16 protein-coding genes and 1 CRISPR repeat array are annotated in these 19,096 nt (G+C 59.7%); of the genes, 11 read left to right on the forward strand and 5 right to left on the reverse strand.

Going from position 1 to position 19,096, the window contains the following annotated elements:
• The first annotated feature begins 168 nt into the window (after nucleotides 1-168).
• Entirely contained in the window at nucleotides 169-1,365 is a 1,197-nt protein-coding gene (locus tag NW822_RS10705) for a hypothetical protein (protein WP_414404422.1), read from the forward strand.
• Nucleotides 1,366-1,959: 594 nt separating this feature from the next.
• On the forward strand, nucleotides 1,960-2,916 hold the full coding sequence (locus NW822_RS10710; protein ID WP_414361638.1) for a sigma-70 family RNA polymerase sigma factor: 957 nt from the start codon (nucleotides 1,960-1,962) through the stop codon (nucleotides 2,914-2,916).
• Here NW822_RS10710 and gcvT read toward each other — a convergent pair.
• Both gcvT and NW822_RS10720 read right to left on the reverse strand, forming a co-directional pair.
• Nucleotides 2,913-4,037 (reverse strand): glycine cleavage system aminomethyltransferase GcvT, encoded by a 1,125-nt coding sequence (gene gcvT / locus NW822_RS10715; protein WP_414361636.1) that lies wholly within the window; start codon nucleotides 4,035-4,037, stop codon nucleotides 2,913-2,915. The genes NW822_RS10710 and gcvT overlap by 4 nt on opposite strands.
• 110 nt (nucleotides 4,038-4,147) lie before the next feature.
• A complete protein-coding gene (locus NW822_RS10720; RefSeq protein WP_414404423.1) occupies nucleotides 4,148-5,284 on the reverse strand; it encodes an energy transducer TonB in 1,137 nt (378 codons plus the stop codon).
• 298 nt (nucleotides 5,285-5,582) lie between these two features.
• On the opposite strand from NW822_RS10720, the gene NW822_RS10725 reads away from it, so the two are divergent.
• Together NW822_RS10725 and NW822_RS10730 are read left to right on the forward strand one after the other, a co-directional pair.
• Entirely contained in the window at nucleotides 5,583-6,062 is a 480-nt protein-coding gene (locus NW822_RS10725) for a VOC family protein (RefSeq protein ID WP_414404424.1), read from the forward strand.
• Between the two features lie 17 nt (nucleotides 6,063-6,079).
• On the forward strand, nucleotides 6,080-6,937 hold the full coding sequence (locus NW822_RS10730; RefSeq protein WP_414361630.1) for a Tab2 family RNA-binding protein: 858 nt from the start codon (nucleotides 6,080-6,082) through the stop codon (nucleotides 6,935-6,937).
• 246 nt (nucleotides 6,938-7,183) lie between these two features.
• Nucleotides 7,184-8,201: a CRISPR direct-repeat array (repeat unit 36 nt; unit sequence GTTCCCCCTTCGGGGGGATCCCTAGAAATTGGAAAC).
• 10 nt (nucleotides 8,202-8,211) lie between these two features.
• Here NW822_RS10730 and NW822_RS10735 read toward each other — a convergent pair.
• On the reverse strand, nucleotides 8,212-9,564 hold the full coding sequence (locus NW822_RS10735) for an FGGY-family carbohydrate kinase (protein WP_414404425.1): 1,353 nt from the start codon (nucleotides 9,562-9,564) through the stop codon (nucleotides 8,212-8,214).
• A 48-nt stretch (nucleotides 9,565-9,612) separates the two neighbouring features.
• Entirely contained in the window at nucleotides 9,613-10,098 is a 486-nt protein-coding gene (locus NW822_RS10740; RefSeq protein WP_414404426.1) for a 2Fe-2S iron-sulfur cluster-binding protein, read from the reverse strand.
• A gap of 191 nt (nucleotides 10,099-10,289) precedes the next feature.
• Between NW822_RS10740 and ylqF the strand changes: the two genes are divergently transcribed.
• The 7 genes from ylqF to NW822_RS10775 all read left to right on the forward strand — a co-directional run bounded on the left by ylqF (nucleotide 10,290) and on the right by NW822_RS10775 (nucleotide 17,996).
• The gene (gene ylqF / locus NW822_RS10745; protein WP_414404427.1) at nucleotides 10,290-11,141 is read left to right on the forward strand and encodes a ribosome biogenesis GTPase YlqF; all 852 of its coding nucleotides are present in this window, start codon (nucleotides 10,290-10,292) and stop codon (nucleotides 11,139-11,141) included.
• Between the two features lie 267 nt (nucleotides 11,142-11,408).
• On the forward strand, nucleotides 11,409-13,769 hold the full coding sequence (locus tag NW822_RS10750) for a RelA/SpoT family protein (RefSeq protein WP_414404428.1): 2,361 nt from the start codon (nucleotides 11,409-11,411) through the stop codon (nucleotides 13,767-13,769).
• Nucleotides 13,770-13,933: 164 nt separating this feature from the next.
• A complete protein-coding gene (gene psbP, locus NW822_RS10755; protein WP_414361622.1) occupies nucleotides 13,934-14,518 on the forward strand; it encodes a photosystem II reaction center PsbP in 585 nt (194 codons plus the stop codon).
• A gap of 105 nt (nucleotides 14,519-14,623) precedes the next feature.
• Nucleotides 14,624-15,418 (forward strand): 3',5'-cyclic-AMP phosphodiesterase, encoded by a 795-nt coding sequence (gene cpdA, locus NW822_RS10760; protein WP_414404429.1) that lies wholly within the window; start codon nucleotides 14,624-14,626, stop codon nucleotides 15,416-15,418.
• Between the two features lie 74 nt (nucleotides 15,419-15,492).
• Nucleotides 15,493-16,647 (forward strand): homocysteine biosynthesis protein, encoded by a 1,155-nt coding sequence (locus NW822_RS10765; RefSeq protein ID WP_414361618.1) that lies wholly within the window; start codon nucleotides 15,493-15,495, stop codon nucleotides 16,645-16,647.
• A 101-nt stretch (nucleotides 16,648-16,748) separates the two neighbouring features.
• Nucleotides 16,749-17,285: a thermonuclease family protein gene (locus NW822_RS10770; protein WP_414404430.1), complete on the forward strand. Its 537-nt coding sequence runs from the start codon at nucleotides 16,749-16,751 to the stop codon at nucleotides 17,283-17,285.
• A gap of 102 nt (nucleotides 17,286-17,387) precedes the next feature.
• On the forward strand, nucleotides 17,388-17,996 hold the full coding sequence (locus NW822_RS10775) for a cofactor assembly of complex C subunit B (protein WP_414404431.1): 609 nt from the start codon (nucleotides 17,388-17,390) through the stop codon (nucleotides 17,994-17,996).
• 41 nt (nucleotides 17,997-18,037) lie between these two features.
• Here NW822_RS10775 and bchI read toward each other — a convergent pair whose 3' ends face one another.
• A complete protein-coding gene (bchI, locus tag NW822_RS10780) occupies nucleotides 18,038-19,096 on the reverse strand; it encodes a magnesium chelatase ATPase subunit I (RefSeq protein WP_414361612.1) in 1,059 nt (352 codons plus the stop codon).

Raw genomic sequence — 19,096 nt, forward strand, 5'->3', positions numbered from 1 at the left:
GTCGCTGCCACTGGCGTCATAGATGACCTCAAAGCTTTTCCTGACAGGAGCAAACCTGCCGATCCCATTCTAGGGCGGCGGGGGAGGGGATCCTCCCCAAAGGACACATCCTGGTAATGTTGTGAGGATGGCTTGTCTGCGGCTTGGCAAGTGTGGGATGTGAAGCTCATGCAAGGACGCGCGGGAAATGCCAGCTTGAAAGCACGGGGAGTGGGATGGTGGATGGCGCTGTTGACAGCTTTGCTGCTGGTTGCCTGTGGGAGATCTGCGCCTAAACAACCCCAGGAACCCCAGCTACCTCAGGTTGAGCAAGTGCCGGCGCCACCAGAAATTGCCAAGCTGGATGCCTACTTGCAGCACTATCGTCCGCAGGTGCAGATCCTTAGCCCCCAACCTGGCGAGATCTTGCCGGAGCGCCAGGTTACGGTTCGCTTGGCGGTACGGGGGTACCCAATTTTCAAAGATCCGCAGCTGGGTCTTGGTCCCCACTTGCATGTGGTTCTGGACAATCGCCCCTACATTTCCCACTACGATGCGGAGGCTCCCCTTGTTTTCAAGGACTTGGAGCCGGGATCCCATACTCTGCGAGTGTTTGCCGTCAAGCCCTGGCACGAGAGCTTTAAAAACTCCGAGGCCTACGCCCAAGTCAGCTTCCATGTGCTAGCGCCTACGCCGGAGTACGTGCCGCAGCCGCAGTTGCCACTACTCACCTACAGCTCTCCCAGCGGCAGCTACGGAGCTGAGCCGATTCTGGTCGATTTTTGGCTGGCCAATGCCCCGGTGCGGGAGAGCTTGCTGGCCGACCTCCCCCGTGACTGGCGCATCCGCTACACCCTCAACGGTCAGTCCGGCCTGCTGGATCGCTGGGAGGCTTTTTACCTGAAGGGTTGGAAGCCTGGCCGCAACGTGATAGTAGTTGAGCTGGTCGATAGCAAAGGGGATCCCATCCGCAATGTGTTTAACAGTGCCGCCCGCGAAATCACCTACAGCCCCGGCGGCCAAGATACCCTCTCCCAGCTGGTTCGGGGAGAGTTGAAAGCAGAAGAAGCCCTAGCTATCCTGCAGCCTCAGCCCACCCCTACGCCGACTCCAACGCCTACGCCTACACCCACGCCAACGCCTACACCCACCCCTGCACCGACTCCTACGCCAACGCCTACACCGACTCCTACACCCACCCCTACGTCGACTCCTACGCCGACCCCAACGCCTAGTCCCCCCGAGGCCACTCCTTTGCCGCGGCTTACACCCATTCCTTGGCCGGAGCGGCGGGTGCGTCCACAGGGACTGCGACTTTTCCCACCTGGGCTGCGCAGCCCCTACTCAGGCAACGAGTTGCTGCAGGAGCTCAGCTCTAGGATTTGACCCCATATATAGGGTCAAATGTCCTGGTATACTCTAAACTTGGGATAGCCGCCGTTATGGCTTTTCCTAGGGTTGGCCTTGGCTGGTTTTGGGCTAAGGCAAGTTGAAAGCTCAAAGCAACTGCTCACCGTTTTCAAGATCTTGCTGAGCAAGCCTCTGAGGCTGGCTAACCGCGGGGCGAGGGGGTGGGTTTCTGCAATCAAACCACCTATCCTTAAGTATTTCTCCAGGCTTTTTGTCTCAATTCAAGAGGTTATGTACCTCGAAAAAATATCGATAGAGGCAATTTTTTCTCTGTTTGTTTCTATTAGTTTTCATTTTGGGCAGCAAAGCTGTTTATTTTTCGCAACATCCACAGGTAGCGTAAAAGGCTCAAGGTAATGGTTAAAAAACACTGTGGGCGGAGTCAGGCAGGACAGCCTCAGTAGATCCGGCGAGCCAAGTGTTTACCAAGAGCCAAGGTTCTAGGGCGACAAAACCTTTACAAAATGGTTTTCCCTCTGGTATGAATGAGGTGCTGTTAACCTCTGGTGTTAGAGGCAACAGGAGGAGCGAAAACTCAGACAGGGCGTGGCTTAGGGTGTGAGGTGGGATATGTCGGAAAGTCTTGACCTGCAAGATGCAGTAGGCCGTTTCTTGAAAACAATTGGGCGCTACTCGTTGCTCACCCCCGAAGAGGAACTTCGCCTGGCCCACCAGGTGCAGCGGATGATGGCCCTCCTGCAACAGCGGCGGCAGCACGAGTCCCTGGAGGACTGGAGCCGACGGGTAGGGATCCCCTTAGAGGAGCTGCAGCAAATCCTGAGACAGGGGGAAGCAGCCAAAAAGCGCATGGTGGAGTGCAACCTGCGCCTGGTGGTATCGATTGCCAAGCGCTACCGCAACCGCGGCTTGCCGTTCCTGGATCTCATCCAAGAAGGCACCATCGGCCTCACGCGGGCTGTGGAAAAGTTTGATCCAACCCTGGGGTACAAGTTCTCCACCTACGCCACCTGGTGGATCCGGCAGAGCGTGAACCGGGGCATCCAAAACAAGGGACGCCTCATCCGGCTGCCCGCTCATATGTACGAGAAGGTCTCCCAAGTGAAGCGGCGCTACCGCGAGCTATCCGTTGAGCGGGGATCCCGGCCTGCTGCAGAAGAAGTTTTCGATTCGCTAGATATCAGCAACAACTACCGCGAGCTAATCACCCGCCACATGGCCGAGATCTGTTCTCTCAACGTGAGCGTGGGCGATGAGGACGGCACTGAGCTGCAGCACTTTATCCCCGACGAGGACAACGATCCGGTCGAGCATCTCAATCGGGTTGCTCATTGGGAGGAAGTCCGCGCTCTTGTGAAGCAACTGAGCGAACGCGAGCAGCAGGTAATCGTAGCCCGTTATGGCCTGGATGGATCAAAGGGGATGACGCTGCGGGAGATTGGGGAACACATTGGCCTTTCACGGGAGCGGGTGCGGCAAATTGAGCGGCGGGCCCTACGGAAATTGCGGCGGCTGCAGCAGGAATATGCTACCCCCAAGATGGGCAAACGGCTCGACCCCTCTAGCTAAGCCAGGGCCTGCGAGCGATAGAAGGGCCTTTTCACCACCTCGGCCAGCCGGCGCTGGCCCCGAATCTCAATCTCCAGCCGGGATCCCACCTCGGCCCAGGTTGAATCCACATACCCCAGGCCAATGCCGTAGCCCAGGGTAGGAGAATGGCTGCCGCTGGTTACCCGCCCGATCGGCTCAGGGGAGTTGGGAGCGTAGATGGCACAGCCGCTGCGGGGAATGGCTCGCTCCAACAGGCGAAACCCCACCAGCCGACGCGGGATCCCTTGCTCGCGTTGACGTTCGAGGGCCAGCTTGCCAATGTAGTCCCCTGGATTGTTCACCAGCCAGCCCAAGCCGGCTTCCAGGGGGGTGGTGCTCTCGTCCATGTCCTGGCCGTAGAGGCAAAAAGCAGCTTCTAGGCGCAGGGTATCGCGGCAGCCGAAGCCACAGGGCTGTACTCCTGCCTGCACCAGTTGCTCCCAGAGCCAGCAGCCCTCTGGGGGGCTAAGCAAGATCTCAAAGCCGTCTTCTCCGGTGTAGCCGGTGCGGGCCACAAAGACCCTTGCCCCTGAGGATCCCCCTTTTTGAGGAGCAAACTGTCCGTGTTGAAAGCGGCGCAAAGCCTTCAGGGATCCCGCCAAAAAAGGCTGAAGAACCTCTTCTGCTGCCGGCCCCTGCACCGCCAGCAACACTTGCGACTCAGTGTGATCCTGCAGTTCCAGTCCAGGGATCCCCTGCTGCTGCAGCCACTCCCTATCTTTGTGGCGGGTGGCCGCGTTGACGATCAGGCTCCAGTGCTCCAGCTCTCCTTCCGGTGGATGCCGGTAGAAGATGACATCGTCCACAATGCCCCCCAGCGGATTGAGCAAAACCGTGTAGCGAGCGGATCCTACTGGCAAAGCGGCCAGATCGCTGGGCACCAGCCGGCTAAGGTGGGATCCCAGCTCCGGCCCCCAGAGCTCGAACTTGCCCATGTGGGAGATGTCGAATACCCCCACCCGCTCCCGCACTGCCCGATGCTCGGCCACCACGCCCCGATACTGCAGGGGCATTTCCCAGCCAGCAAAGGAGACAAACCGCGCCCCCAGGGCTTGATGGAAGGGAAACAGGGGGGTGCGCTGCAGGGAAGTTGTGCCCATCAACGGATCTCTGAAGGTTAAGGACTAGGATAAACGCACCGTCGCCGATTCCCAGAGCTTGTCCAGGGTCTTCTGTCCCCGTTTTGGGAGGCAGCACCGTGAAGCCGTTGTCAGTTAGCCGACCCACCTACAGTTAATTGTCCCAACACATTGATGTCGAAGGTGAAGTTAATCGTCACCGAGTTGCCCTCGTAGGCCTCAGGCAGGGGCAAAAACGGAGCTGCTCTCTGGATGGCTGTCAGTGCCGCGTCGTCGGTTTGCTGACTGCCGGAAGTGCGGGCCAGGCGGATGCTCTGCAGCTCTCCCCCCCGCCCCACCGTGAAGATCACCACCGTGCGGCGGGAAGTGCCAGTCTGCCCTGGGATCCAATTTTGTTCCACCTTGCGCTGCAAAGCCGCCAGCCAAGGGCCCCAGTCCACATTGGCCCGCGCCGCCACATTGGGGGGGTTGGGAGCCGACTGGGTGGGGTTGGCCAAGCCGCTGGCTCCCTGGCCCTGGATCCCGGCCCCTTCACTGGCAGCAGAAGCGCTCAGGGGCGGCCCCAACTGGGAAGCATCGGAGGGCCGCTCGGCGAGGAGAACCTCCGGTTGGGGAGCCGGCGCAGCCGGCTGCAGTTGGCTGAGATCTGAGGCCCGCTCGCTAGGCCGCATAGCTAGAGGCTCGGCAGTGGGGGGAGGCGTAGGAGCTGGCGGAGCAGGGGAAGCAGCCGCCACAGGCGGCGGGGTCTGGGTGGGAGTGGATCTGGGGGCTGGGGTGGGCGGAGGTGGGGCTGCAGTTGGCGTTGCCGCAGGCCGAGGAGGAGCCGGAGGCGCAGTTGGCGTAGGGGGTGGAGTAGGTCTAGGAGTGGCCAGGGCAACTTCCGCCGGGGCAGGGGGTGGCACAGGGGCAGGCGGCTGCGGCCGTGGCGGCTGGGGTTGGGGCGGAGGCGGTGGGGGAGCTTTCTGTTGGGGGGCAGCCTGGGATTGGGGTGGGCTGCCCTGGGAAGGGGGTGCTTCTACCCGCTTGCCCCCATCGCGGGAATCCACTTCTGAAACCAGCTCTGCTTCTTCCGGCGGCTCGAGATCTTCTGGCTCCAGCAAGATAAACTCAATGGCTTCCTGTTCCTGCTGGCGAAGCAGCCAAAGCCGACTCCAGGAGAGCAAGGCCAGCAGCGCCAGCCCATGCAGTAGCAAGGACAGCGCCACCATCCAAAAAAAATGGCGCGCTTCCTCCTCACGGCGGCGCTGCTCAACCCAGATGCTGCTCATGGCCAAGATTGACCCACCCAGCGAGTTCTCTTGCTGCAAACTCAGCCAAAGGGATCTGCCCCACTGACGCGAGCAGACTACATGCTAGGTTATAGCATCCGAGCGGTTGGGCTTCCTGCGCAAAGGCGTACCTTCGGCTGGGGAAGGGATCCCAGCTTGCAGCAGTTCTGAAATTCGTGCCATACCCCCGCACTCATCCTGTTCGCTAACTTGGATAAAGAGCAGGGATCCTGAGCGGGGGGGCGGTGCCGTTTTCGGCCAGGCCAGGCTGCTTTCTACTTTGCTTTTAGGAGAACTCATGGAACCCATCCGCTTTCATCTGGCCTTTCCCGTTGCCGATATTGCCTTGGCCAAGACCTACTACGGCGAGGGCTTGGGTTGCCAAATTGGTCGGGAAACCCCTGTTTCAGTTATTTTGAACCTCTATGGCCATCAACTGGTGGCCCACCTCACCCAGGAAGAGCTGACGCCGCAGCGGGGTATCTACCCCCGCCACTTTGGCCTGATCTTCCCTACCCAAGCAGATTGGCAGGCGCTGGCGGAGCGGGCCCAGGCACGGGAATTGCTCTTCTATCAGGAGCCGCGCTGGCGCTTTGTCGGCACCCCGCTGGAGCACGGCACGTTCTTTTTGCAGGATCCCTTCTACAACCTGCTGGAGTTTAAGTACTACCGCTACCCTGCCGCCATTTTTGGGGAGCGGGAATGGGCCCTGGTCGGGGATACTGCTTCCTACGGCCCAGGCCAACAGTTGCCGAACCCCTCTCCCAGGAGCGCGTAGCAAACGGGAGGAACACCTTGGCCACTCAACCCCCTCGTTCTGGCCCTAGGCGCGGCCCCATCTGGCAGATGGATTTCAACGCCGTCCCGCTGCGGGATGCCCAGGAGCGGCGGGTTTGGGAGCTGCTGGTGTGCGATCCCACGGGTCAGTTTCGCCAGGCCAAGTACTGCAGCAACCAAGAGGTCAATAGCACCTGGGTGGCCCAACAGCTGCGCAGCTATTTGGAAATGGCCCCCCAGCCCCCTTCGGCCATTCGCGTCTTCCGCGCCCGCATGAGCTCCATTTTGCAACGGGCCTGTAATGCCGTTGGGATCCCGATGCTGCCCAGCCGCCGGGTCTATGCCCTCCGGGCCTGGATGCGGGAACGGGCAGAGCAGGTTTACCCTCAGGAAACCCAATTTACCTATAGCCCCGAGCCGCCATTGGAGCCGGATCCGCCGGATCCCATTCCCCTGCCGGACAAGTTGCAGGGAGAGCGCTGGGCGTTCGTTACCCTGCGGGCCAGGGATCTGCGGGATGCCGAGACCTGGCCAATGGAATTTGGTGAGCTGTTCCCGCTAAACTGGGAAACCTTGGCGCCCGACACCATCATTCCTGGCTTGGTGATTGCCTCGCGGCGGGCGCTGCCCATAGCAGCTTGGCTAAGCGGTATGGAGCCTGCCTACTTGACGGTGGCGGAGGGACGGCTGCTGTTCGAGGCTGGCCTCAGCGATTGCTACCTGTTTGCGCAACTAAAAGATGAAAAGCTGCAAGCGGAGGCAGAAGGCTTTGCCCAACGCCAACGCCAAGCCCAAGGGATCCACTTCCTCGCCATCCAAAGCGATTTCCGGGCCCAGTCCTTCGCCGGCTTTTGGCTAATGCAGCATCCTTTTTAAAACCGTTGTCGGCCCCTTACGTAGCTGTGTTCGTAAAGCAACACAAAAACGGTAGCAGCAGCTCTGCGAGCGCCTCGCCAAATCCCGCAAAGGCCGATTCTTTCGTTGACCCGCTCGATGCCTTGCCCCACAAGGCTTTCAGGCCTCTTGCCCCCCCTCTTTCAGGCCCTTTTTTGCCGTCTTCGACCGACCCCCTCGCAAATGGGTCTTGCATTCCTTGCCCCGCTTGGGTTTAATAAGGGTAGAGTTCCCCCTTCGGGGGGATCCCTAGAAATTGGAAACCTCCAAGGGCTCGTCAGTGCCCTCGAACAACTCGTGGTTCCCCTTCGGGGGGATCCCTAGAAATTGGAAACAATGTAACCCCCTAGCGTCGGGCCGCATTCTTCGACTGTGATTGTTCCCCCTTCGGGGGGAGCCCTAGAAATTGGAAACAGGGGCACAAGTTTCGGGTCCAGCAGGGCCACGTTGGTGGCGGTTCCCCTTCGGGGGGATCCCTAGAAATTGGAAACTGCAGAAATCTGCACTTTTTAGCAGAGAAAAGATCTCCGGGTTCCCCTTCGGGGGGATCCCTAGAAATTGGAAATACAGTTAGACACAATTACTGCTAGCCTTTTGGCGGCGGGTTCCCCCTTCGGGGGGATCCCTAGAAATTGGAAACCACGGGGAAGGACCGGGTTGCCCTCAAGTAGCCGTTTTGTTCCCCCTTCGGGGGGATCCCTAGAAATTGGAAACACTTCAATGGAGACCTCGTCCAAGGCCTCCAAAGGCACAAGTTCCCCCTTCGGGGGGATTCCTAGAAATTGGAAACACCACCCGGGAGATTATCCCCGAGGGTGGGAGAAATAGGGTTCCCCTTCGGGGGGATCCCTAGAAATTGGAAACGGTGACAGGAATCGGCTCACCATACATCCAGTCCTCCTCAGGGTTCCCCTTCGGGGGGATCCCTAGAAATTGGAAACACTATGAAAGTCCCCTCGATGCAGGGGCTTTGGAATTCAAGTTCCCCCTTCGGGGGGATCCCTAGAAATTGGAAACGATAATGGTGATAAGCTCAACGCTGCAATCCAACACTTGTTCCCCCTTCGGGGGGATCCCTAGAAATTGGAAACGGATTTAGCCTCTCTACCGTGTCATATCCTATGGCCTTGCAGGTTCCCCCTTCGGGGGGATCCCTAGAAATTGGAAACTGATGCCCGGACAAATTTAGACGGACAATCGTCATTTTCTCGTTCCCCCTTCGGGGGGATCCCTAGAAATTGGAAACAGGGGGATCCCTAGAAAGAAGAAAAGCGGCTACGGAACTCCGAGTAGATCTCGGCATAAGCCTTGACCCACTCGGAATCCGGCTGGATGAGGCGTTCCACCTGTACCAAGCGATCGGCAGCCTGCTGCACCAAACAGCACCAATAGGCTGAGGCGGCCAGGATGGCTGCCCCTACCGCCGGCTCCGGGTGCCTGACCACTGCCAGGGGGCGGGCGAGGATGCTGGCGCGCAGGCGCAGCCAGAGGGGGCTTTTGCAGCCGCCGCCAGTGGTTAACAGCGGCTCTTGCACCGGGATCCCGTGGGCCGCCAAGGTCTCCAGCCCTAGCCGCTCCACCATCGCCACCCCTTCCAAAAGAGCTGCATAAAAGCGAAGGGATCCCACTTCCGCCTGGGGCAAGAAGCCGGCAAATTCGCTATCCAGGATGGGAAAACGCTCGCCGGGCCGGCAGAGAGGATAGCTGACTAGGCCCGTGGGCAGATGGGCCTCCGCCTGCTGATCCAAGGCAGCAAAGTCGCCGCCGGGAAAGAAGTGGGGCAGGACGCCGCCGCCGCAGAAGGAGGCTGCCCCCGGCCACCAACCGCTTCGGTCGGGGTGCAGATGAGAATAGATACTCGGCGTCTGCACAGGGTCAGAGCTGTTGGCCTTGAAGATAAGAGTTGTGCCCAGGCTGGTGGAAACCTGCCCCAAGCGAGTAGCCCCTGCAGCCAATTGCCCAGCACAGCCATCGGTGATCCCGGCAGCAATCAGCACCTCTGATCCCAGCTCCCACTCAGGCCGCACCGTTCCCAGAACTGTTCCTGGCGCCACCACCTCAGGAAAGCGCTTGGGATCAAGGCCCTGTTGGGAGAGCCACTCCCGCGGCCAGGTGTAGGTTTCTAGGTCAAAGCCACTTTTCAGGGCATGGGTGTGATCAGTTACCCGCTGGCGGCCCCCCAGTTGGCTTAGGAGAAAGTCCGCCGGATGGGCCAGGTAGCTTTCTCGGTATTGGTCGGGATGGGCTTCTGCCCACCACAGCCAGCGGCTAAGCCCCCAACTGGCAGGGATCCCCAAGCGCTGAGCCTGGGCCTGGCCCCGCCGGTCGGAATAGAGCCAGGCCTGATCCAGCGGCATGCCCCGTCCGTCCACCGGCAGCACTGTACCCGAGGTGCTGCAGGCACTGAGGGCAACAATGGCGTAGCGATCCCCCAGTTGAGCTTTGAGGTGGCCCAGCAGCGCCTTCAGGGTGCGCAGCCAGCGGCCTGGATTGGTTTCTGGGGGATCCCAGGAGCGCTCGCTTTTGCCCACTATCTCCCCTGCTTCTGAGAGAGCTACCAGCCGCATCCCCGAAGTGCCCAGGTCGATCCCAAGAAACACAGGGGCCATAGAGCCTTCCTCGAAATTGGCTAAGCTGGCCTTAAACGCGGTAAAACCCTAAAAATCTCGGCTGCTGCGGGCCAAAGCCTCTTGGATATTGAGATCCAAATCCTTCACCGACTCCAGCACCGAGCGCGTAATCAGCTTGCCCGCTTGCACCAAAACGGCGCCAGTTATCGGGTGCAAAAGGGGCTGCTCCGCCCGCCGCCCAATCAACACCTCGATATCCTTAAAGGCATTGATGTACATCCCCACCGGCAATTCCACCACCACCCCTTCCCCCAGAACTCGCGCCTGGCAGGCTAGGCGAGAATTGGGCTGGCGGCTGGTGATCACCTCCAGGGTACGCTGCTCCCGCTTGGTCATTGGCGAGAGGGATTCCATCCCCTCTTTCACATACACATGGCAGGTGGCGCAGAGACCGCGCCCGCCGCACTCTTTCAACACATTCAGCTCTTCCTGCAGCAGCACCGAGAGCAAGTTGCTGTTGGTGGCCACTTCCGACACTTGGGCAATGGGATCCAACCGCACGCGCTTAACCATAGTCCCTCCTCCGTTACATCCCTTAACGCTAGCTTGCCTACAAGTAGGAAGGGGCTGCCATCTGCCTCTTGCCTGTATCCTTTTCTACTTCTGTTGGCCAGTCGAGCCGAGGAGGAGCAAGCTGGACAGGCTAGAGTGGATCCTGCCCCTGGCTTAGAGTCTTCTGGGGTTCGATCCCAGGTTCTGCTGGCATGAGTTCTCCAATCATCCAGTGGTATCCCGGCCACGTGGCCAAGGCCATTGGCCAATTGCGGGAACAACTGCAGCGGGTGGATGTGGTCATTGAGGTTTTGGACGCGCGGATCCCGCTGGCCAGTCGCCATCCCGATCTAGACAAGTGGCTGGGGCACAAGCCGCGCCTTTTGGCGCTTAACCGAGCCGATGCCATCGAGGCCAGGGATCTCAGAGCTTGGCAGGAGTATTTTTCCCAGCAAGGGATCCCTGTCTATCCCACCAATGGCCAATCGGGAGAGGGGGTGCCTCGCCTCAAGCAAGCCATCTTACAGCTGGGGCAGTCGGTGAATGAGCGGCGCCAGCAGCGGGGCATGCGGCCGCGGGCCATCCGGGCAGTGGTGGTGGGCTTTCCCAATGTGGGCAAGTCTGCCCTCCTGAATCGACTGTTGGGACGGCGAGTTGTTGAGAGCGCTGCCCGCCCTGGGGTAACCCGGCAACTGCAGTGGGTGCGGCTGGGAGGGGAGCTGGATTTGCTGGACTCACCGGGCATCCTCCCGCCTTCGCTGCCAGATCAACAGGCAGCCACGCTGCTGGCCATCTGCGATGACATCGGCGCAGCCGCCTACGACCCTGAGGGCGTGGCGGCCTACTTCGTGGAACAACTGCTGCAGGTGCAGCCCCAGGCCCAAGTCCTCCTGCAACGGCGCTACGGCTGGCCCGACCCGATCCCTCCTGGCAGCGTAGCCATCCAGGAGCTGGCCCAACGGCGCTACCGAGGCGATACCGAGCGAGCAGCAAGGCAAATTCTCAACGACTATCGCAAGGGTTGGCTAGGGCCTCTGGCTTTGCAACTCCCTCCCACCTCCTAGCACTCTGGCAGGAGGCTAGCTCCACCAGATGTATATCTTGCTACGGAATGCTGTAGGGTAAGTGATAGGATGGGTGTAGAACGTTAACTCCAATTAGCTTTTTCCCCACACTTAGGGGCGGGCTTAGCATCAACGGCCCGTCTTTGCTGCATTTTTTCGCAGCTTTTTCCCTTAACCTGCCTGCAGCCAGGTCGAGGATAAGCTGTAAGGAACTTCGGTGATCGATACTATAGGTAGCAGTTAAACCATCCTTCTTGTCAGGTTCCCATGGGTCAGCCTGCTGTGGCCACCAGTTTAGAAGGAGGCTTTGACCTAAGTAGCCTTGATTTTGAGGTGCCGGGATGGCTGCGGGCTTTGCTTTCTGGCGCTGAAGATCTCGGCGATGGGCTGCGATCCTACACGGCCGAAGAGGCAGATTTGCTGCGCCGGGCCTTCGAGTTTGCCTACTGCTTGCACAAGGGCCAAAAGCGGAAATCGGGGGATCCCTACATCACCCACCCAGTGGCCGTGGCCAGCCTGCTGCGGGAGCTGGGGGGCGATGCCGTTACTGTAGCTGCTGGCCTTCTGCACGATGTTGTGGAAGATACAGGCGTTACCCTGGAGGCCCTAGAGGCCGAATTTGGCCCTGAGGTTCGCCTGCTGGTGGAGGGGGTAACCAAGCTTTCTAAGTTTAATTTCTCCAGCAAAACCGAGCAGCAAGCGGAAAACTTCCGCCGCATGTTTGTGGCCATGGCCAAAGACATTCGGGTCATCGTAGTCAAGCTGGCGGACCGCTTGCACAACATGCGCACGCTGCAATATCTGCCCCCCCACAAGCAAAAGCAGATTGCAGCTGAAACCATGGAGATCTTTGCGCCTCTAGCCAACCGGCTGGGGATCTGGCACTTTAAGTGGGAACTGGAAGACCTGGCCTTTAAGTATCTAGACTACGAAGCCTATCGCCATATCCAAGAATTGGTTAACGCCAAGCGCAGCGAGCGGGAAGCAGAGATCCAAGCGTTTATTGAAGAGCTGCGCAAGCACCTCATTCAAGCGGGGCTAGAGCACTTTGAGATTAGTGGGCGGCCCAAGCATCTGTATGGCATCTATCGCAAGATGCAGCAGCAGCGCAAGGAATTCCACGAAATCTACGATCTCCTGGCGGTGCGGGTCATTGTGCAGACTGTAAGCGAGTGCTACCGGGTGCTGGCGGTTGTCCACAACTGCTTCCGTCCCATTCCCGGCCGCTTTAAGGACTATATCGGCCTGCCCAAACCCAACCGCTATCAATCTTTGCACACGACCGTGATTGGTCTGCAAGGGCGACCGGTGGAGGTGCAGATCCGTACTGAAGAAATGCACCGCGTGGCCGAGTACGGCATTGCCGCCCACTGGAAGTACAAGGAAGCTGGCAGCACCCCCGTAAAGCCTGAGGAGGAGCGCTTTACCTGGCTGCGGCAACTCTTGGAGTGGCAAAACGACCTCAAAGATGACAAAGAATACCTGGAGACTATTCGCGAGAACCTGTTTGAGAGCGAGGTTTACGTCTTCACTCCTAAGGGGGATTTGCTGGCCTTACCCCAGGGATCCTGCCCGATAGATTTTGCCTATCGCATTCACTCCGAAATTGGGGATCACTGCGCCGGAGCGCGGGTAAACAACAAGATCGTGCCGCTGGATACCCGCCTGCGCAATGGCGACATCGTGCAGATTATCACCCACAAGAATGCCCACCCTAGCCTAGACTGGATTAATTTTGTAGCTACCAGCTCGGCTCGCAATCGCATTCGCCAATGGTTTAAGCGCTCCAATCGCGAGCAGAATATTGCCCGCGGTCGACAGTTGCTGGAGCGGGAGCTGGGCAAAACAGGGTTCGAGGCCCTGCTTAAATCGGAGCGGATGCAAAAGGTTGCCGAGAAGCTCAACTACAGCAGCGTGGAGGATTTGCTGGCGGCGCTGGGCTATGGAGAGGTAACCCCCACGCAGGTAATCCATCGGCTGCAGGAGGCAAGCAAGCCAGCTACTTCCCCCCCACCCGAGGAGGGATCTTTGGCAGACGCCAAGCTGCTGCTGCCGCGGGGCAATGGAGCTGGAGCTTCCCGCCGATCCCAATCCCTTATCCTAGGGGTAGAGGGCCTGAAACATCAATTAGCCAAATGCTGCAACCCGCTCCCAGGGGATCCCATCCTGGGCGTGGTTACCCGCTTCAAGGGCATCACCATTCATCATCGCGATTGCCCGCGGGTGGCTCAGGTTCCGGGTGAGCGGCTGGTGCCGGTGCGCTGGAACGAGGAGCGATTGCGGCAGAGTACCCAGACTTACCCTGTAGAGCTGCGCCTGGAGGTCATCGACCGGGTTGGCGTACTGCGGGATATTCTCTCCCGCCTTTCCGATCAAGGCATCAATGTGCGCAATGCCAAGGTGCAAACCTTTGCCAATCGCACTGCCTCCATTGACCTCTGCATTGATGTCCGCGACGCCCAGCAGCTTGCCCAGGTTCAAAATCAGCTGCGCCAGCTTTCCGATGTGCTGGTACTGCGCTCCCGCCACTACCAAAACGGATCCCGCCAAATGGCTGCTGCTTTCCCAGATAACGGTAGGGAAGGGGGTCAGGATCGGGATGCAGACACCCCCACAAAGATGGGGTAGAGTGGTCTTGACTGTATAGGACCCGTGGGGCATGCTGTGGCGGCTTGGGGAGGGACTATTCCCAGAGCGTGGCGTAAGCCATTGCAGCCTGCACCCTATGCGCTAGCAGGTGCAACAGCATGTCACGATGATGGAGGTGGCTAACACAAGCGGAGGATCTCGGCATGGCAGCAGCGAAAGAGGGGCATTTGACCCTAGTGGGCCGGCAGCTTTCCAAGGTGGTGTTGCTGCTGGGGCTTTGCCTTAGCTTGATAATGGGTGCCTGCTCAGCAAGCCCCAACCTGCGAGTCTACCGGGATCCCAGCGGAGCTTTTGCCTTTGCCTACCCCAATGGCATGGTGAGCGTGAAGCTCAGCCCTGGGAAAGGGCTGGCAGTGCTCCTGCGCGACCTGGTATACGAGACCGAAAACATCAGCCTAATGATTGCTCCCTTTGACAAGGGAGAGACGATTGCGGAGCTGGGGGGCCCAGAGGAGGTGGGGCAGTTGGTGGCGGAGAAGATCATTGCCCCTGAGGGATCGGGTCGCTCAACCCAGCTCTTGGCAGCCGAGGCCTTTGAGCGGCAAGGGCAGCCCTACTACCTGTTTGAGTACCAAACCAATATCGGATCCCAGCTTCGCCACGAGGTAGTGACGGTAACTGTGCGCCACCACCGCCTCTACACGCTAACGGCCTCCACCCAAGAATCCCGCTGGCCGCAGGTGCAAGCTGCCTTTAGGAAGGTGGGCCATTCTCTGACTGTTTCCTAAAGTTGAACAGAGGGGCTTTGGGTAGGCTAGAGCTAGATTTTTAGCCCGCCAAGAATCTGGTGCTAGAACGGTCAAAGGGGATCCCGACTCTCTTCAGCTGCTCCCATGACGGTTTACGTGGTTCAGATTAGCGACCTACATCTATTTGCCAAACCACATCGGCAGCTGCTGGGGGTGGACACAGAGAGCTCTTTTCTAGAGGTGCAGAAGGCAATTGCCGCCTTGGATCCCTTGCCCGATCTGCTGCTGCTTACCGGGGATCTTGCCCAAGATGGCAGCGCCGCCGCCTACGCCCGTTTGCGAGAGCATCTCCAGGCTCTTCCCATTGATACCTACTGGCTGGCGGGGAACCACGATCGCCTACACACCATGAACCTAGAGCTCCAGGGCGGGCGGCTCCACGCCGAGAAAAGCTTCAGTCGCGAGAACTGGAGCTTCATTTTACTGAACTCGCTGGTGCCAGGCAAAGATAGCGGCTACCTGACAGATCGCACCTTGCTTTGGCTCCGACAAGAGCTACAGCGCAGCCGCGCCAATCACTACCATGTGCTCCTAGCCCTGCACCACCCCCCTTTTTCGGTAGGTTCCGATTGGCTGGATCAGAGTGCGCTCCAGCAGCCGGAGCGGTTGTTTGAGGTCTTGGACGAGTTCGACCACATCCGCCTGGTGATCTTTGGCCACATTCATCAAGAGCTGCACTGCCGCCGCCAGGGGGTTGATTACTTTGCCTGCCCCTCCACCTGTGTGCAATTTCTCCCCAAGAGCGCTCAGTTTGCTCTGGAGGTGATCCCTCCAGCCCTGCGACAGATATGGCTGGAGCCGGATGGCAGCTTCAAAACCCAGGTGCAGCGAGTAGAAGCCGCCTTGCAAACGCCCAACCTAGCCCTGAAGGGGTACTGAGGGGTCCAAGCTACCCTAGCTTCTCAGCTGGCAGGAGTCTACCCGGACTATTGGTCGCCATTTTTTGGGAGGCAATGGAGAGAACGCTGGCGGAAATTAATCGGCGCATTGTCCAAGGGCAGGTGCGGGTGTGGACGGCTCTGGAAGCGAAAGCCAAGCTGACCACCCTTAGCCTTGAGGAGGCCTTTGAGCAGGTGGATGTGGTAACCACCGGTACCTTTGAGCCAATGGAGTCGTCGGGGGCAATCCTCAACCTGGGCCATACGGATCCGCCCATTAAGATTCGCCAGGCCTGGTTAAACGGGGTGCCAGCCTATGCCGGCTTTGGGGCTGTCGATCTCTACATTGGGGCGGCCCAGCCCAGTGAGCAAGCCGAGCACCCCTATGGGGGCGGCCACGTCATCGCCGATCTGGTGGCCGGCAAGCGGGTGCACCTGCGGGCCATCGGCCAGGTAACCGACTGCTATCCCCGCGCCGACTACGAGACCACTCTGACACGGGATCAGCTCAACCAGTTCTACCTGTTCAACCCCCGCAACGCCTACCAAAACTTCATTGTTGGCGTCAACGGTGGCGATCGGCCCCTGTACACCTATTTGGGCCTGTTGGAACCCAACCTGGGCAATGCCGTCTATTCCAATCCTGGTGAGCTTTGCCCCCTGCTCAATGATCCCCTCTTGCGCCGGGTGGGGATTGGCAGCCGCATCTTCCTAGGAGGGGGCATCGGCTATGTAGCTTGGGAAGGCACCCAACACTTCCCGCTGCAAAAACGGCTGCCCAACCAAACCCCCATCGGCCCTGCAGCCACCTTGGCCCTCATTGGCGACGCCAAACAGATGCAAGCCGAGTGGGTGCGGGGCTGCTACTTCCGCAACTACGGCCCCAGCTTGATGTTAGGGGTGGGGATCCCCATCCCCATCCTTTCCCCCCGCGATCTGGAGCCCATTGCTATCCGGGATGAGGAACTAGTAGCGCCGGTGATTGACTTTTCTATCCCCCGGCGAGTGCGGCCTACCTTTGGCCTGGTGAGCTATGCCCAGCTTAAATCTGGCTACATTGTCCTCAATGGCCGCAAGGTGCGCACTGCTCCCCTGGCCAGCCTGCGCCGCTCAATGCAAGTTGCCGAGATCCTTAAACAGTGGATTGTCAGCGGCCAGTTTACTCTCACCCAGCCGGTTGCCCCTCTGCCCTTGGATCGGGAGTTGCTCGCCCAGAACCCTCGTTCATAATCTCCAAAACTGGCCCTTGGAGCCCTTGCAAGGGGTTGTCTTCCAGGGAGTTGCCGCTACCATTACGCCCTAGGGGAGAAGGGGATCCCTAGGGGGAGAAGATGAGGTTCCGGCGTATTGCTTTTGGCTCGGCGGTGTTGGGATGGCTCCTGGCCCTGCCCATCCTTCCTGGCCACGGATTGGGGGAGCGGCGAGTGGTGCCTGATACCCCCTTCTACTTCGACAACCACTATTTCGATCGCTACCCCGCGGCAGTGGTGGTGAGGGTGGTGAATGGCCACACGCTGGTGGTGCAAATCGAGGGGGAGCAAAAACTGCGCCTGGTCCGCTTGGCCGGGATCCAGGGCCTCAGCCCGGAGGAGGATCCCTTTTACCAGCAGGCTATTGAGCTGATGCGCGAGCGCATCCTCCGCCGCACGGTCAAGCTGGAGGGGGATAAGCTGCTGCGCAACGTCGATGCCACCGGCCCGGTGGAGGCCTACGTCTGGCTGGAGGGCCAGCAGATGAACGCTCTACTCGTACGCAATGGCCTAGCCCGCATCCTCCCCTACAGTCCCAACATCAAATATGACAGCTACTTCCGCGGCTTGGAAAAGAAAGCTCGCCAAGAGCGCCTTGGCATCTGGAGCCGCCTCTAATGCCTTGGGTTGCTCTAGACTGGAGTTAGCGCTCAAATACCCCTGCCTGCTTTGAGGGTTAAATCGAGGCAAGATCCCAACCGCTGGCTGAGGCGGCTGCCGTTGCTAGCAGGCCTTTTGGGCAGCACCCTTCTGGTCATTAACCGGCTGGCGTTTACACCGGAGCTCCTGGCCAGCCAGGCTCGCTCCGATGCCTTGGGGATCCTCCTCAGCGCTATTTTGATCCTAACTGGCCTTTTGTGGCAGCAGATCCAGCCCCGTCCTCCGCAAGCAGCCCCCCTGCAGGGAAGTCCAGGCTGCGACTGGGATCCGGCTCTTTCCGAGAGGGAAAAACTGGAGCTGGCCTGGGCCTCCCACACCCTCCTTAGCACCACGGCTGCCCGCACAGTAGTGATCTGGGTGGGGGGGCGCACCCTATTGCAGCGGGGGATTCTGGCTAACCCTGGCCAGTTGCCTGCCATCCGCCCCCAAGGCACCCTGCAGCAGGTATTGGAGACGGGGCAGCCGGTCTATTTGGGGGATCTGAGATTTTTCCCAGCCCGGGCCGAGTTCGAAGGCCTGTTGCCTCCCGGCTCCCAGGCAGTTCTCTGCCAGCCCATTGGCCAAAAGGGATGTCTCCTCTTGGGCAGCGACACCCCTCGCAGCTTTAGCCGCCAGGAGCGGGCCTGGGTTGCCGCCATTGCCGACAAACTAGAAACTCTGTTTGCCTAACTTCCCTCTCCCTCAGGGAGAGGGGCTGGGAGTGGTTTCAGCTAGGCGGCGCTTTCCAGGCTTACCTGAAACACCTCGCTAAAGGCCTTCTCAACCTTGTAGCCGGAGTCGATGGTTTCCAGAGGATCCTTACGCAGGCGGTGGCGCAGACACAAGGTGATGACCCGGCGAATATCGGCAACAGTCACTTCAGTACGCCCTTCCAGAGCTGCCAGAGCCTTGGCCGCCCGGTTGGTAACGATATCTCCCCGCAGCCCGTCTATTTCCAGCGCCGCACACACCCCGGAAATCTTCAGGCGCAATTCAGGATCAAGCACCACCTGCGGCAAGAGGTGTTGGGCATTTTCAAGGCGCTGCCGCAGGCGCTGCTGGGCGTCGGCGTATTTGGCTAGGAAGGCCTGGGGATCGGCGTCGAACTGGCTGCGCTCTTCGACAATCTGTACCCGCAGGGCCGGATCCCGCACCGTCTCGATGCGGACAAACATGCCGAAGCGATCCAAAAGTTGGGGGCGCAGCTCCCCTTCCTCGGGGTTGCCGGATCCCACCAGCACAAAGCGGGCCGGGTGGCGAATGGAAATGCCTTCCCGCTCAACTGTGTTCCAGCCAGAGGCCGCTGCATCCAGCAGCACGTCCACCAGGTGGTCGTCTAAGAGATTCACCTCGTCCACGTAGAGGATGCCCCGGTTGGCCTTAGCCAACAGCCCCGGCTCAAAGGCCTTCACCCCCTGGGAGAGGGCTCGCTCGATATCTAGCGTGCCGCAGACCCGGTCTTCCGTGGCCCCCAAGGGCAGATCCACCATCGGCACCTGGATCCAGGTGGTTTCTAGGGTTTCTCCCGCCTGCAGGCGCTCCCACACCTGATCACTCATGAGGTCCCGCTGCCGCGGGTGGCTGTTGAAGGGATCCCCCTTGACGACCTCAATCTGGGGCAGGAGATCGGCCAAGGCGCGGATGGTGGTGGATTTGCCCGTGCCCCGATCCCCCATGATCAGCACGCCGCCGATGCGGGGATCGATGACATTGAGGAGCAGGGCCAGCTTCATTTCTTCCTGACCAACGATGGCCGTGAAAGGGAAAACCGGGCGACGTTCCAAGTTCAT

It is taken from the genome of Synechococcus sp. H70.2, from assembly GCF_047462275.1.
Classification (GTDB): Bacteria; Cyanobacteriota; Cyanobacteriia; order Thermostichales; family Thermostichaceae; genus Thermostichus.

Coding starts and splice junctions, on each gene's coding strand:
- NW822_RS10705 (WP_414404422.1), top strand. CDS start 169: ATGCAAGGACGCGCGGGAAATGCCAGCTTGAAAGCACGGGGAGTGGGA.
- NW822_RS10710 (WP_414361638.1), top strand. CDS start 1,960: ATGTCGGAAAGTCTTGACCTGCAAGATGCAGTAGGCCGTTTCTTGAAA.
- gcvT (WP_414361636.1), bottom strand. CDS start 4,037: ATGGGCACAACTTCCCTGCAGCGCACCCCCCTGTTTCCCTTCCATCAA.
- NW822_RS10720 (WP_414404423.1), bottom strand. CDS start 5,284: ATGAGCAGCATCTGGGTTGAGCAGCGCCGCCGTGAGGAGGAAGCGCGC.
- NW822_RS10725 (WP_414404424.1), top strand. CDS start 5,583: ATGGAACCCATCCGCTTTCATCTGGCCTTTCCCGTTGCCGATATTGCC.
- NW822_RS10735 (WP_414404425.1), bottom strand. CDS start 9,564: ATGGCCCCTGTGTTTCTTGGGATCGACCTGGGCACTTCGGGGATGCGG.
- NW822_RS10740 (WP_414404426.1), bottom strand. CDS start 10,098: ATGGTTAAGCGCGTGCGGTTGGATCCCATTGCCCAAGTGTCGGAAGTG.
- ylqF (WP_414404427.1), top strand. CDS start 10,290: ATGAGTTCTCCAATCATCCAGTGGTATCCCGGCCACGTGGCCAAGGCC.
- NW822_RS10750 (WP_414404428.1), top strand. CDS start 11,409: ATGGGTCAGCCTGCTGTGGCCACCAGTTTAGAAGGAGGCTTTGACCTA.
- psbP (WP_414361622.1), top strand. CDS start 13,934: ATGGCAGCAGCGAAAGAGGGGCATTTGACCCTAGTGGGCCGGCAGCTT.
- cpdA (WP_414404429.1), top strand. CDS start 14,624: ATGACGGTTTACGTGGTTCAGATTAGCGACCTACATCTATTTGCCAAA.
- NW822_RS10765 (WP_414361618.1), top strand. CDS start 15,493: ATGGAGAGAACGCTGGCGGAAATTAATCGGCGCATTGTCCAAGGGCAG.
- NW822_RS10770 (WP_414404430.1), top strand. CDS start 16,749: ATGAGGTTCCGGCGTATTGCTTTTGGCTCGGCGGTGTTGGGATGGCTC.
- bchI (WP_414361612.1), bottom strand. CDS start 19,096: ATGAACTTGGAACGTCGCCCGGTTTTCCCTTTCACGGCCATCGTTGGT.